Source organism: Dellaglioa sp. CoH-56-MRSF-10, assembly GCF_056782175.1.
In genome coordinates this window covers 131,825-146,159 of the sequence record NZ_JBXAYF010000003.1, presented here as the reverse complement: position 1 = coordinate 146,159, position 14,335 = coordinate 131,825, and the positions used below count along the sequence as shown (strand labels likewise).

At 33.3% G+C, this 14,335-nt stretch carries 10 protein-coding genes; 9 read left to right on the top strand and 1 reads right to left on the bottom strand.

The window, feature by feature from the left end; genetic code table 11:
* Window positions 1–121 precede the first annotated feature (121 nt).
* The 7 genes from AC1RP4_RS04375 (at window position 122) to hxlB (ending at window position 5,811) form a co-directional block, all read left to right on the top strand.
* Complete coding sequence (locus AC1RP4_RS04375; protein ID WP_481761518.1) at window positions 122–1,114, top strand: LacI family DNA-binding transcriptional regulator; 993 nt, start codon at window positions 122–124, stop codon at window positions 1,112–1,114.
* Window positions 1,115–1,345: 231 nt separating this feature from the next.
* Window positions 1,346–1,603: a hypothetical protein gene (locus AC1RP4_RS04370; RefSeq protein WP_481761517.1), complete on the top strand. Its 258-nt coding sequence runs from the start codon at window positions 1,346–1,348 to the stop codon at window positions 1,601–1,603.
* 16 nt (window positions 1,604–1,619) lie between these two features.
* Window positions 1,620–2,366 carry a sugar phosphate isomerase/epimerase family protein gene (locus tag AC1RP4_RS04365; RefSeq protein WP_481761628.1) on the top strand — a complete coding sequence of 249 codons (747 nt, stop codon included), beginning with the start codon at window positions 1,620–1,622 and terminating at the stop codon, window positions 2,364–2,366.
* A 3-nt stretch (window positions 2,367–2,369) separates the two neighbouring features.
* Window positions 2,370–3,656, top strand: a complete 1,287-nt coding sequence (locus AC1RP4_RS04360; RefSeq protein WP_481761516.1) for a gluconate:proton symporter — start codon at window positions 2,370–2,372, stop codon at window positions 3,654–3,656.
* A 30-nt stretch (window positions 3,657–3,686) separates the two neighbouring features.
* A complete protein-coding gene (locus tag AC1RP4_RS04355) occupies window positions 3,687–4,646 on the top strand; it encodes a sugar kinase (protein WP_481761515.1) in 960 nt (319 codons plus the stop codon).
* A complete protein-coding gene (locus tag AC1RP4_RS04350) occupies window positions 4,646–5,272 on the top strand; it encodes an orotidine 5'-phosphate decarboxylase / HUMPS family protein (RefSeq protein WP_481761514.1) in 627 nt (208 codons plus the stop codon). Before AC1RP4_RS04355 ends, AC1RP4_RS04350 begins: the two co-directional genes overlap by 1 nt.
* Window positions 5,269–5,811, top strand: a complete 543-nt coding sequence (hxlB, locus tag AC1RP4_RS04345) for a 6-phospho-3-hexuloisomerase (RefSeq protein WP_481761513.1) — start codon at window positions 5,269–5,271, stop codon at window positions 5,809–5,811. Before AC1RP4_RS04350 ends, hxlB begins: the two co-directional genes overlap by 4 nt.
* 72 nt (window positions 5,812–5,883) lie before the next feature.
* Here hxlB and AC1RP4_RS04340 read toward each other — a convergent pair whose 3' ends face one another.
* On the bottom strand, window positions 5,884–7,884 hold the full coding sequence (locus tag AC1RP4_RS04340) for a hypothetical protein (protein ID WP_481761512.1): 2,001 nt from the start codon (window positions 7,882–7,884) through the stop codon (window positions 5,884–5,886).
* 231 nt (window positions 7,885–8,115) lie between these two features.
* Between AC1RP4_RS04340 and AC1RP4_RS04335 the strand changes: the two genes are divergently transcribed.
* Window positions 8,116–13,059, top strand: coding sequence for a CDP-glycerol glycerophosphotransferase family protein (locus AC1RP4_RS04335; protein ID WP_481761511.1), 4,944 nt, complete (start codon window positions 8,116–8,118; stop codon window positions 13,057–13,059).
* A gap of 140 nt (window positions 13,060–13,199) precedes the next feature.
* Window positions 13,200–14,312: an AI-2E family transporter gene (locus AC1RP4_RS04330; protein ID WP_481761510.1), complete on the top strand. Its 1,113-nt coding sequence runs from the start codon at window positions 13,200–13,202 to the stop codon at window positions 14,310–14,312.
* Window positions 14,313–14,335: the final 23 nt, after the last annotated feature.

The window sequence follows — 14,335 nt, the reverse complement described above, 5'->3', positions numbered from 1 at the left end:
ATTATCCTTTTTATTTACTATTTTAGTGAGGTATTTTCTAATAAATTGAGCAGTATGGTAATATATAGATAGTTTAGCAACGGAATAAAAGGAAAACTAGACGAAATAATATAATTAATGAATGGATGAAAAAATGGCTACTAAAGCGAATATAAAAGATGTTGCAAGTAAGGCAGATGTTTCAATCGCAACTGTATCACGTTTTTTGAATGGTAAAACAGAGCGTATGTCTAAAGAGACAGCATTGAAAGTCCAAAATGTGATTAAAGAATTAAACTATGTCCCTAATGACGCGGCTAGACAGATGATTACAAAAAAAAGTCGAATGATTGCTACAATTGTTTCAGATGTGGATGATTATTTTGCCACAGAAATGTTTAAAGGTATTAGCTCAATTTTAGATGCACAAGGTTATACAGCGGTTTTATTTGATTCCGATTCTAATAAATATAAAGAACAAGGTATCCTTAAAATTATTGGCGAAAAATCGTTTGATGGACTAATCATGCAACCAATACTTAGAAAAGAAGCCGATTTAAGGGATGCGGTTAGACGAGACATGCCCATTGTTATTGTTGATCGTGAACTTTCTGATTCTAGTTTAGCTAATGTTGTTACAAATAACTTTGATATTAGCCAACAAGTAACAAGATATTATCTAAATCAAGGATTTGATCAAGTCATTATCATTACTGGTGAAGTGACAGGTATTTCAACTCGGGAAGAGCGGTATAACGGAATTAATTCGGTCAGTCCAGACACTAAGGTGATTGAGGTTATAGATGGTGATACAAAATTAAATCAAACATATGCTGAACTGAAAAATAGATTAATACGTGATGATAAAAGAACGCTTGTATTTGCGTTGAAGGAACGTTGGTTGCTTTACTTACTACCTAAAATTATCGCTGATGGATTCATGGTCAATCAACGGGTAGCGGTAACGGGATTTTCAGATACTGAAGTCATAAAAGCGATTAATTCAGGAACTTCGTTGATTAATCAAAATCCTTTTTTACTAGGTGCTAGTGCAGCAGAATTATTGTTGAATGAATTAAATGGTGAAACAAATACGAAAAATAAAAAAATAATTATACCTGCTGAATTTAAGTAGATACTAATATGGAAAAGACTTGCTCAAGGGTAAGTCTTTTTTTATTGTCCTTAAAATGTAATTTAAAGTTAAAAAAATAAACAGGCTAGATACCTTACTGGAGTAAACGTTTACCTTGTTTAGAAATATATATTTATATTTAAGACTTGCAATTATGGAATACTGCATATATACTATCCATGTAAACGTTTACCTAACTTGTTAATAGATAATGAATTGGAGGCGCTAAAAATGGATAAAAGAACTTTTTTAGATGTTGATAAATTTGCGTTGGGCTTTGCCTCTACAACTGTAGAGGCTAAGTTTGAGGATGAAAACATGGTGAAAACGGCTAAGAATTACCTTGCAGCCTATTTGACGGCATATTACTTAGCAGAAAATTTTAACGAGATAGAACGAGAAAATTTTGATAATAAAAATGCAGAAAAATTCGAGGACATGAATTTTGAGACATTAATGAATAGGGTAAAGAAACTCAATAAATATTAATATTGGAGGAAAAATGATGACAGTTATTTTAAATACATGGATTTTTGAGAATGATGTAGAAAATGGAATTAAACAGGATGAATTGGTTGATCGCGTTTCAAAATTAAGTGTTGACGGTATCGAAGTTAGACGTGAATATTTTAAAGATTTAGATAGTGAATTACCCAAAGTTGCAAAAAAAGCAAAACAATACGGATTAATTGTTAATTATAGTGTTCCTGATCAAGTTTTTTTAGACAATGGCACGTTAAACCCTAAATTAGTTACTTATTTTCAAGAAGGTTTAATTATGGGAATCAAAAAAATTAAATTTAATATTGGAAATTTTGCGGCATTTACTGGAGATTTAAAGCAGGCTTTTAGTGAATTTCCTTTAGACAAAATAACAATGAATGTTGAAAATGATCAAACTGCATTAAGTGGCAGTGTTAAGGCATTAACGACATTTTTAGAAAGTGCTAAACGACAAAATGTGCCTGTTGGTTATGTTTATGATCTTGGTAATTGGGCTTTTACGAAACAAGATGCTATTCAGAGTGCAGATGAGCTTTCACAATACACGGACTATATCCATTTGAAAAACGTTATTAATAATGCTGGAAACTTAATGACGTCGAAAAATTTAGATGAAGGAATGTTTGATTGGCGAGCTATTTTAGCCCATCTACCAAAAAAAGTGGCTTTCGCTCTTGAATATCCGATGGATAACAAAGCGTTAATTCAATCCCAGATAGTGTTATTAAAAAAAGAAATTGAGGACTAGCTTATGGCAACCCTAATACCGATTTTATTATTAATCACTTTTGTAGGATTTATTATTTATATTTTAAAGGGTGGAAACATCATGGTCGGGTTCTTCGTAATGGCTATTTTATGGTCTATCATTGGACAAATTCCATTCGATAAGGCAGTTCAAAAAGTATTTGCTGAACCAGCATTGAATTATGGACCGACAATTATCTATATTGCATTTGGATCATGGTTCGGAAGGGTTCTTGTTGATAGTGGGATTGCGCCTGCAATTTCAGAAGCAACAAAAAAAGTTGGGAAAAAACGACCATTAATAGCAGCTATTTTAATTGTTTTGGTAACAGCGTTTATTTTTGTAAGCGCATACGGAGTGGGATCTGTGATTGCGATAGGGGTTATCTTATTACCAATCATGTTATCCCTAGGTATTCCAAGAGACATCGCACTTACTGCATTTGTCATGTCAATTGGGGCACCAATGTACATTAATGTTGTTTTATTCAATCAAATTAAAGCATTTTTTCCAAATGCCGTATACGGCGGACAATACTTAATCTTCGGTTGGACAGCAATGACAGTTCAATTAATCGCGGTAATTATTTTCTTAGTTTTACATCGCAAGAAATTTACTCAAGAAAATGTTGATTCAAATCTAAAAATTATTGGTGAGACACAACAAAATTCTGAAAGTCGCCCCATACCAAAAATTGCATTTGTTGCACCAATTATTCCGGTCGTTATGAATATGATTTTCGGCTGGGATGCTATTCCAGGATTAACTTTAGCAACATTGTTTGCGATAGCTGTTACTGGAAATATGAAAGGATATAAAAATTTCGTCGACTTCTTGAATAGTACGATTCAAAAAGCGATTGGTGATATCGCAGGATTGATTATGTTTTTAATGGCGTTAGTGATGTTTGCTGGTGCTGCTCAGTTGAACGCTGTTAGGTTTCAACATGTATTTAGTCTGATATTACCGCATGACCATTTAATCCTTGCTATTGTATTTGGAGTATTAGCACCGCTCGCGTTATTCAGAGGTCCGTTACATGTTTGGGGTGCTGGAGCTGCAACTGCAGCGGTTCTTTCGGGAACCGGGTTGTTCAATGATGCCTTCTTATTACCACTTCTCTATGTGCCTGCGCTTCTTGCTGTTTCAACAGGAATCACGCAATCATGGAATGTTTGGGGCCTTGATTATATGAAAGTTCAATCAAAAGATTTATTAAAAAGAGGTGTTCCAATCATGTGGTTTGTTTCAATTATTAATGAAGTTTTAGTTTATTACTTTTTCGGTTAAAATTAAGAGACATGAAGGGAAGAAAATATAATGAGTGAAGTTATAACAATTGGCGAACCAATCATTACATTTGCCTCAAAAGATATGGATCAAAGCTTATCAGAATCAGTTAATTATGTGAAAATATTAGGTGGCGCAGAATTAAACGTAGCGATCGGAGTTAAACGCTTAGGGCATGATGTTGAATATGTTTCTCGAGTTGGAACAGAACCTTTTGGCCAATACGCGAAGAGTATTATTTCAGGACATGGTGTGGGTATCGATTATATTAGCGAAAGTGAAAATCATTGGACGGGGCATCAATTGAAACAACTCGTATCAACGGGTGACCCAGAGACTTTTAATTACCGTAAAGGGTCAGCTGCAGCTCATTTAACAAGTGATCGAATTGATGCAATAAATTTAGATGATGTTAAAATAGCGCATATGTCTGGTATTTTCCCAGCTATTTCAGATGTGGCCGAAAAAACATTTAGAACGTTATTAACACGCCTTGTGGATAACCAAAAATTCATTACATTTGACCCTAATTTACGACCAACATTGTGGAAAAGTAAAGATTATATGGTTGCGACCGTTAATGAACTGGCAGGTTATGCAGATGTTGTTTTACCAGGTGTTGAAGAAGGAAAAATTCTGATGGGCAGTGATAATCCAGAAGAAATTGCCGACTTTTATTTAAAAGGCAAACGGACAAAAACGGTAATTGTTAAAATAGGTGCAAGTGGTGCATTTATCAAAAATTCAGATGGTAGTATGAAAACGATTAAAGGCTTCAAAGTGGATAAAGTTGTGGATACTGTTGGTGCAGGCGATGGATTTGCATTAGGCGTTATTACAGCATTATTGGAAAACAAATCTATGGAGTCAGCCGTTTTACGAGGAAATGCAGTTGGTGCGCTTCAAGTTCAGACACCAGGTGATAATGATGGCTACCCAACACCTAAAGAACTACAGGATTTTTATAAAAAGGAAGGCGTACAGGAATAATGAAATTACAAGTCGCTATTGATCGCGTTACGTTAGAAGACCTTATGGAGAGCGTCAGCTACTTAGATGGTGTTGTCAATGTCATCGAAGTTGGGACCTCTTTGATTAAAGATTATGGGATAAATGCGTTAAAATCTGTTACGGAAAAAGTTAATCAATCAGAAGTATTATTTGATTTAAAGACAATTGATGAGGGTGTTTATGAATTTGAAAAGGGATTCTCTGCTAACGCGGATACGTTAACGGTTATGGCAAGTTCGTCAATTGATACGATTGAACAAGTTTATGAATTAACGGTTAATCAGAAAAAAAACATTCTGATAGATTTATTGGAAGTAGATGAGACGAAAATTGAAAAATTACAAAAATTTGATGAAGCCATTTTTGGATTACATTACTCACATGATAAGAAAGATCAAGATTTTGATGCCGTAAAAGCGGTGGCTGAATTCCATGCTAAATTTCCAAATATAAAAAAAATCGCGGTTGCCGGTGGTATTGATATTGAACAGGCAAAAAGATTGGCTGTTCAAGGTATCGTGGAAAGAATCATTGTTGGTGGTAAAATAATGAATAATGAGAAACCATTAGATATGGCAAAAAAATTTATGGAGGTTATTAAATGAGTTTACTTGATGAAATAATGGATGAAATTAACGCGGTCATTGCTAAAGTTAGTGATGACCAATTAAATGGTGCTGAGAAGTTAATTACGAAAGATAAAAGAATTTTTATCTTAGGTGCTGGGCGATCTGGGTTAATGGCAAAAGGATTCGCAATGAGATTAATGCATATCGGTTATACGGTCTTTGTAATTGGTGAGACAATTACACCGTCAATTGCAGAAGGGGATGTGCTAGTTTCTGTTTCTGGCTCTGGGACAACTAAGAGTGTACTTGAACCAACTGAAAGTGCTAAGAAAATTGGCGTTAAAGTAGTCGGGCTTACAAGTAACGGCGAGTCTCCTTTAGCGAAAGTATCTAACTCAGTTGTCGTTGTGCCTGGTGCAACAAAAGCTGATAATAGTGTAAAGTCAATCCAATTATTGAGTACGCTATTTGATCAAAGTGTGCATATTGCTCTGGATGCATTAGTGCTGAAGGTAAGTCGTAGAGACAACGTATCAAATGATCAGGCGAAGGCGAGCCATAGTAATTTAGAATAAAAAATAGCAACTATCATTTTTAAAATGGTAGTTGCTATTTTTTAGGATAACTATAGTTACAACAATGGTTGATTAATAACCGGCTGTTGTTGACTTAATTAACTCAGGTGTTCTATTAAATAACATGTAGGCGTAACCGTTAATGATTTGCATCCCTTCAGTTTCTCGTGAAGAATTGATACGGGTATACGAAACATCATTTGTTGTTAAGGCACTGTTATGATTATTATCAACTGTTAATTTCGAAGCGTTAACAGCGACAAAAGCGTCATCTGTTACGAGGTAAACTTTATTTGTTTTTGAACTATAAGCAATTGATTGTGGAGAGTCACCCACCCGGTTGGCTAATTGTCCAACGACTTTTACGGTGACTTTATTGTCGGCATCTATAGATCCCTTCCAAATTCGAATATACTTACCGGCTGAACCAGATCCGCTACCAATCATTGTGTATGAATAGAAGTTATTGTTATCTGCAAAAGTTAAATTATTACTTTGCATAAAATTACCATAACCATCGTTCCATTGCATATTAGTATAGTTATCAGGTGCTAGCGTTGACGAATTGATATGTTGAATAGTTACTGTGTCGGATTCAGTAAGTGATTTTGAGCTTGTATCACGATACATGTAGAGACCTTTATTTGAACCATTTGTTTTATAATCTAAAGATTGACCATGGCCTATTATGAATTCAGGACCGACTTTAATGATAGATTCATATTTTTTGTATGCATTATATTTAGAAACATAGAAATTATATTTACCTTTATAAGTTGAAGCAGGGTAGTTTGCTTTGTAGTAGCTAAGAGATTGCGATTGACGGAGGTAGTAAAAAGCCTGCCATAATTCTCCAAATCCCTTACTATTATTTAGATTTAATGCGTTCATCTTATCAGTATCAAAACGGACAATCTTACCAGTTCCTTTTTTCGAATCAGTTGAGATTGATGCATAAAGGTAGTGACCATTGATAACAAATCCTTGTATATTACCCCAATCACCACTTGATTTATATGAAGCAGTTAAGAAATAATTTGTTTTAAATTGTTTTGAACCAGTTGCATTATAAGTACTACCTGATTTTGTTGTTGCATCAACTGAAGAATAATTAGGCTTTTTTTGATAGAAATTAGTAGCCGCAGTATTTGCTAATTTATTGCCTGTATCTAGGCTACCATCATGCATATCAACAAGAACATCTGTAGCAGGTGTCCAGGCTGCTAAATAGCCACTATAAATCCAACCGAGATCGTTTTTCCCAGTTTTAACATATGAAAATTTAGCGCCATCTTGTGTTCGTGTTTCTGTTTTGGTGATATATAAATCAGTATCGAAGTAATTTTTTGAATAATGTGTTGTTTTATTTCCATAAATAGTGTTTAGTGGTGCGTTATGAATGTTAGAGATGTCAGACGTGATACGATATTTAGTTTTTGATGAAGAAGTTTTGATATCTTTAACGGTTTCGTAATTCGTTAATGCTTTAGTATTCACATAACCATACAAAGTTCCGTCACTATATGTTAGTTTTGAGTAGCTTACATTTGATGCCGTTGTAATTTTTTTGGAAATGTAGAAAGTGGTTGAGTGATAACTAGTACCATAGTGCATAAATGTAGAAGCACCGTGTAATGCTCTTGGATAACTGTAAACATTATAAGCATTTGTTTTAATTCTAACAGGTGTATGGTTACTATCTGATTTATCTGTTTTGGGAGATGCATAAACGGTTGTGGCTTTGGTATTTATATAGCCATACGCTTTTCCAGCACCATTAACTAGCCAAGAATATGATTTTCCATCTGATAATTTAATCGTTTTTGTGATGTAAAAAGTTGTTGAATGATAACTTGAACCATAGTGCATGAACTTTGATTTTGAATTTAAAGTTCGAGGGTAAGCATAAACATTATAAGCTTTCGTTTTAATTCTAACAGGCGCATGTGCAATGTATTTTGAAGATGATAGTTTAACTTTTGCTGAGACAGAGCTAGATGTACTGTGACTGGCTATCCCTAAGCCAAGTGCTGTAAACAGTAATGTGATCCCAATGAATTTACTGATTTTCATAATTTAGAACTCCCCTATAAAATATATTTTGTGCCTTCTAATTATACATGAATATGACTGATAGGCCAATTCATTATTTGAATGGAACGGGGTTATTAATACTGATCAAAAAGTTATGGAACAGTTAAATACCATGGAATGTAATATAAAAAAAATATATTATTATAAATAGGAATGATATAATTATTAGATATTTGGACAAAAGAATTGTTAAGGAGAATACAATTAATAATGACAAAAAATAATGGATTACTCTCAGTTGTTATTTTGGGATACAATGTTGAAGAGTTCATTGAAGAAAGTATTGAATCAGTTCTTAACCAAAGTTATGAACAATTAGAAATTATTTTAGTTGATGATGGATCAGTTGATGGGACTGCCGAAATTATGGATCGGTATGTATCACTTTTTGACAATATTAAAGCAATTCACAAAGAAAATGCTGGACCTAGTGCTGCTAGAAATGCAGGAATTGAAGCCGCTACCGGAGAATATATTGCCTTCGTAGATGGGGATGATTTATTACCAGTTGACGCATACAGTCTTTTGATGGGGTCGGTAAAGATGACTGATTCAGACTTGGCAACTGGTGCAGTTAAACGATTTAATTCTAAACGTAGTTCACGTTCTTACATTCATAAATTTGCTATTAAAGATACTGTTTATGAAACATCAATTGCAGAACACCCAGAATTAGTTTATGACACAACTTCATGGAATAAAGTTTATCGATTAAATTTGTTTATCGACAATAATTTGCGCTACCCTGTGGGAATGTTATATGAAGATATTCCTGTGATGATGGCAGCTCATTTATTGGCTAACCATATTGATATTATTACTGATATTGTATACGAATGGCGTTGGCGTGAAGGTGATAGCAAATCTATCACTCAAAGTCGAGGTAATGATATTCAACATTATAAAGACCGATTGGAAATGCTAGAGTTAACGCGTTCATACATGAAAAAATATGGGGCAACTCAAAATGTTATGGATGCATTTGATCTGAAATTATTAACAACTGATATTCCGCTATCAATGCAAGATATTCGAGAATCGGAAGAAGATTACATATTAGAATTTCAAAAAATTACAGTCCTACTTATTAGAACGATTAATCCAGAATTATTTAAGCAATTATCAATTAAAAATCAAATTCAATATGCTGCTGTGTTACAGGGGAATATTAAAGACTTAAAAAAATATAGTTATCGTCGTAGAAATATTGGAAAAATTGTTGAAAAAAATAATCGCTATCAATATGAAGATCCGGCTATCTCTTTAGATGTTGCTAAAGCGGTTGATGTGGGACAATCACAAAAATTCGAACAACGAATCTTAAATGTTTTTTCTGATGAAATGACAAGTGAGATAGTTATTAAGGGTTGGTTGCAACTCAATCAATTGAAAGTTACAAAAAAATTAGACGAAAAATTTACGGTTAATTTGATTAACATTATAAATGGGAAAGAAATGCCAATTACGTTTGAACGAGAAACCGTCAAGCGTCGTCGTCATTTATTTAAGCACCGTAACTATCGTTATTTTAGAATGTCATTTGATCAACAAGAGGCATACAAAATATTAGGAAACGGCATTTGGAAAATACAAGTTAATTATCAAGTTAAAAATATTAATGTGACGGAATTTTTAGCTAATCCTAAGCGTAAATTTATAAGTAATATTTTTTCTGGTAATGATTATCAAATTAAAACTGATTTTAGTTTTGACTGGGCATTAGCTTTTAATGCGATGACTTTGACAGCAAATGAAATAAAGACGGAAAAAAATGTTCAAGCTAATCTAATTCAAGATATTAGTGTGAATGATAGTAAATTAGTGGTCTCTACATGGTTAAATAATCCTGAAAGTACGAAGTTAATTGTTACTGAAAATAGTGATGATGAAATTGCGCCTCAAATTAGTGGACAAAAAATAAATGTTAGTGAACATCAAGTGAAATTTGAATTCTCAATAACTGAAGTAGCCGAGTTAAGTTCTGTAACACAAAAAAGACTCCAGTTAATTGATGAAAAAGAATTGAAATTAAGCTATGAGTTTGAACATGTTGATAAACCGCAAGAATATGAAATAGCACAATATAGTTTACTCGTTCAAAAGAATATGAAGGAAATGATTGGACTAAATATCGCACCACATTTTTCAAAACTAATGGATGTCCAGTGGTTAGATAATAGTCGGCTACGATTAATCGCTGAAAATACATTGTTTCAAAGTTCAGCAGAAAAAATTGTTTTACGTGTAATCGATCAAGAGGAACAATATAAATATCAATTTAATGACGTTACTGTCGATGATAACGGTCAAATAATCGTTAATTTGAATTTAATTAATGAACAACAAGACAGTTTCATTAAGGCAGCAAAATATAATCTTTATCTTGATTTTTATAGTGCTGACCAAGTTGTTCGTTCGCAAATTACAACTGAACCAGAACGTGTAGAAACGCTAGAAAGTCGTACAAATCATTTAGCAAGAACATCATTATACGAAACAAAAAACAATTTTTTGGTTTTAAACCAAAAATTATCGTGGGATAAGCAGGACGCAACCAAACGAAAACGGGCAATTAACTTCTCACTATATTACCCGCTACAACGTTTATTACCTTTAAAGAAGAAAACGATTGTCTTTGATAGTTATTGGGGCGCTTATTTCAATGGTAATGAAAAAGCCATTTATGATTATGTCCAAGAAAACATGCCAGATTATGAATGTGTCTGGTTATTCAAGGATCCGAATACAACAATAACCGGCAATGGTAAACGAGTTCGCTACTTCAGTAAAAAGTATTGGTATTACATGGCGCGAGCTAAGTATTTTATTGAAAATACTAACCTCCCTAACCAATATGCAAAACGAAAAGGACAAGTTGAAGTTCAATCGTTACATGGAACCTTCATGAAAACGATGGGATTTGATGAACCTTATTTCAAAGATGGTTCAAAAGGACGTCAGAATAATTTCATGAAACGAATTAAGCGTTGGGATTATCTTGTTTCACCTTCGCCATATATGGATGAAACAGCTAGTCACGCATTTAATTTTGAAAAAGAGGTTGTTCACTCTGGCTTCCCAAGAAATGATGTACTTTATAAAAAGAATAATGAAACTGATATCCTTAAAATTAAAGAATCTATTGGCATGCCATTGGATAAAAAGGTCGTATTATATGCACCAACCTACCGAAATAAAGACGGATTTGATTTTGAGTTAGATATTAAACAAATGCAAGCTAAATTGAGTGACGAATATGTGTTATTGGTAAGGCTACATTATTTCGTTGCCAATAAAATTGATCTAACTGAATTTGAAGGATTTACTTTTGATGTGTCTAATTATCCAACAGTTGAAGATTTATATTTAATTGCGGATACGTTAATTACTGATTATAGTTCAGTAATGTTTGATTACGCACATCTTAAACGACCAATGATTTTCTTTGCATATGATTTAAAAGATTATACAGAAGATACACGAGGTGTTTATCTCGATTATAATGGTACGGTTCCAGGACCAATTGTGGATACAACGGCAAAAATAATTGACGAATTAAGCGATTTTAATCATCTACAGACAACCTACGCGCAACAATTGATTGAATTTTATGATAAATTTTGTACGTATGGTCGTCAAGGGGATGCTTCAAAGCAAGTTTTTGAAGCAATGATTAGCGATCACTTATTACCACAAGAACCAAGCGTTCAAGTAATTAGAAATAAAATTAAAAAGATCGTTAAGTTTAATAAATGGTATCCAAAAGCATTTGGTATTATCGGTAAAATGTCAAAGAAAGATATTATTATATTTGAAAGTTTCTTTGGTCGTAAATATAGTGATAATCCAAAAGCTATCTATGAATACATGAAAGACCGTTACCCTAAATATAAGATGTACTGGAATGTGAACCAGGATTATGTTGCTTATTTTAAAGAAAATCATATTCCCTATGTGACACGATTCTCATTTAAAGGTATTTTCAAACAAGCTCGAGCAAAATATTGGTTTACGAATGTTCGTCGACCATTATGGTGGGTTAAACCTGAAGGTACAACAATTGTTCAGACATGGCATGGTACGCCATTAAAAACGATTGGTGTTGACGTAAATACAGGGTCAATGCCTGGCGTTGATGCTGCTAAATATCATAGCCAAGTTACAAAAGATTCTGATCGTTGGGATTATTCTGTTACGCCAAATGAATATTCGTCAGATATTTTCAGACGTGCATTCCGTTTGAACCGTAACCAAATGATTAATTCTGGCTATCCTAGAAATGATATTTTAACGAATTATACACAGACAGATATCAATCGTATTAAAGCAAGTTTAGAAATTAATCCAAACAAAAAAGTTATTCTATATGCACCTACTTGGAGAGATAATGAATACGTTAAAGCTGATTATTTCACGGCTAAGTTACATCTTGATTTAGATAAGATGAAAGCAGAACTTGGCGATGATATTATCGTTCTTGTTAGAACGCATTATTTAATTGCTAACTCATTAGATTTAACTGATTATGAAGGCTTTGCGCTGAACGTTGCTGATTATGAAGATATTAATGATTTATATCTTATTAGTGATCTGTTGATTACAGATTATTCATCTGTTTTCTTTGATTTTGCAGCGTTAAAACGTCCTATTATTTTCTTTGCATATGATTTAGATGAGTATGCAAATGATATTCGTGGTTTTTACTTTGACTACGAAAAAGAAGTACCAGGACCAATCGTTAAGGATACAGATGCTGTCATTACTGAGATTAAACGAGCATTTGCAACGGATGAACGCCATCACAATTATGATCAATTTGTAGCGACTTATAATGCTTGGGATGATGGACATGCAACTGAACGGTTAGTTGATTTTGTCATGAATGGACGCGTTTATGAAGCTCAAGAAACAGTAGTTGAAGAAACGACCGTCCATGTTCAAGATGGTGCTGAAGTTTGGTCAAAGGTTTATGGATCTAAAAATTATAAATTTGTAAAAAATATTGATGCCAGAGTTACAAATGAAGGTATCGTGAATAAAACGGGTTATTTAATTGATCCTATTCAAAAAAATAAAGTCGGTTCGACATTACTGTTTATCACGATGAGTGATGGGACAACCGGTTGGATTGATAAAAGTGAAGTAATCAATTAAGCAGTTTAAAGACGCCATTTGGCGTCTTTTTTTTGAATTAATTTATCGTTCAATAATGAGGATAAGTGAAACGCTATAATTGTTAGACAGGTTACGGTATAATGAAATTACTATACATAAATTAAAGGAGAACCATATCGATGCTTGATAGATTAAAAAAGTCTAAATTGATGTTTTGGTCACTTGAATTATTAATCGTTGCCTCGTTAATTTGGATGTGTACAAAAATAAGTTTTATTTTTAGTCCAATAGGAACGTTTATTTCCACATTATTTATTCCGATTATTATATCTGGGTTTTTATTTTATTTATTTAATCCGGTCGTTAAATTTTTAATGAAAATAAAAATCAAAAAATTCAAATTTTCTCGAACGTTGTCAGTTGCCATTCTATTTGTATTCCTAGCAATTCTTTTAGTTGCCTTAATAGGGTACCTGATTCCGAGAGTAGTCAGTCAGCTAAGTCAATTGGTGGTTAACCTACCAGATTATGCAAATGCAGTTAGTGAGTCGTCAAAAGATACGTTTAATCATTTAAATAAATATGCTTGGTTTAAAGAAATTGATTTTACTAGCTATTTAAACCAGTTTGAAAATTCTATTGGGACCTACTTCAAATCAATTGCAACCAATTTGACGAACTCGATAGGATCAATGATTGGGGTTGTAACGAGTGTGACAGTTGTTGCACTGACAGTACCTGTGATGTTGTTCTATATGTTAAAAGATGGTCAAAAACTAGTCCCAACGCTTAAAAAACTTGTTCCAGAAAAACATGGGGATGAGCTCGTTGAGTTACTTGACCGCATGGGTGATACAATTTCAGCGTACATTGGTGGACAAGCTATTGAATGTATTTTCGTTGGGGTATTTACCGCTATTGGTTATTCAATTATTGGTATGCCGTATATTTTGTTACTAGGAGTTGTGGCTGGCCTTGCTAATATTATTCCTTATATTGGACCCTATATTGGTATTTTCCCAGCACTGATTATTGCGGTAACACAGTCTACTCAAATGGTTATTTTTGTCGTGATTGTTGTGTTAATTGTCCAACAAATTGATGGTAATTTTGTCTATCCTAATGTTATAGGCAAATCATTAAATATACATCCATTGACGATTATTGTATTATTACTAGTAGCTGGTAACATTGCTGGGCTTCTAGGAATGATTTTAGGAATTCCCTTATATGCTGTTGTAAAAGTTGTTATTAAATACTTTTACGATATTAGACAATTGCAGGAAAAATAAGACAGTCATAACAGTTTATGATA

Excerpts from the sequence above, each read along its gene's own strand:
- AC1RP4_RS04365 (WP_481761628.1), top strand. The coding sequence starts at position 1,620 with ATGACAGTTATTTTAAATACATGGATTTTTGAGAATGATGTAGAAAAT.
- AC1RP4_RS04370 (WP_481761517.1), top strand. The coding sequence starts at position 1,346 with ATGGATAAAAGAACTTTTTTAGATGTTGATAAATTTGCGTTGGGCTTT.
- AC1RP4_RS04335 (WP_481761511.1), top strand. The coding sequence starts at position 8,116 with ATGACAAAAAATAATGGATTACTCTCAGTTGTTATTTTGGGATACAAT.
- AC1RP4_RS04340 (WP_481761512.1), bottom strand. The coding sequence starts at position 7,884 with ATGAAAATCAGTAAATTCATTGGGATCACATTACTGTTTACAGCACTT.
- AC1RP4_RS04330 (WP_481761510.1), top strand. The coding sequence starts at position 13,200 with ATGCTTGATAGATTAAAAAAGTCTAAATTGATGTTTTGGTCACTTGAA.
- AC1RP4_RS04360 (WP_481761516.1), top strand. The coding sequence starts at position 2,370 with ATGGCAACCCTAATACCGATTTTATTATTAATCACTTTTGTAGGATTT.
- AC1RP4_RS04355 (WP_481761515.1), top strand. The coding sequence starts at position 3,687 with ATGAGTGAAGTTATAACAATTGGCGAACCAATCATTACATTTGCCTCA.
- AC1RP4_RS04375 (WP_481761518.1), top strand. The coding sequence starts at position 122 with ATGGATGAAAAAATGGCTACTAAAGCGAATATAAAAGATGTTGCAAGT.
- hxlB (WP_481761513.1), top strand. The coding sequence starts at position 5,269 with ATGAGTTTACTTGATGAAATAATGGATGAAATTAACGCGGTCATTGCT.
- AC1RP4_RS04350 (WP_481761514.1), top strand. The coding sequence starts at position 4,646 with ATGAAATTACAAGTCGCTATTGATCGCGTTACGTTAGAAGACCTTATG.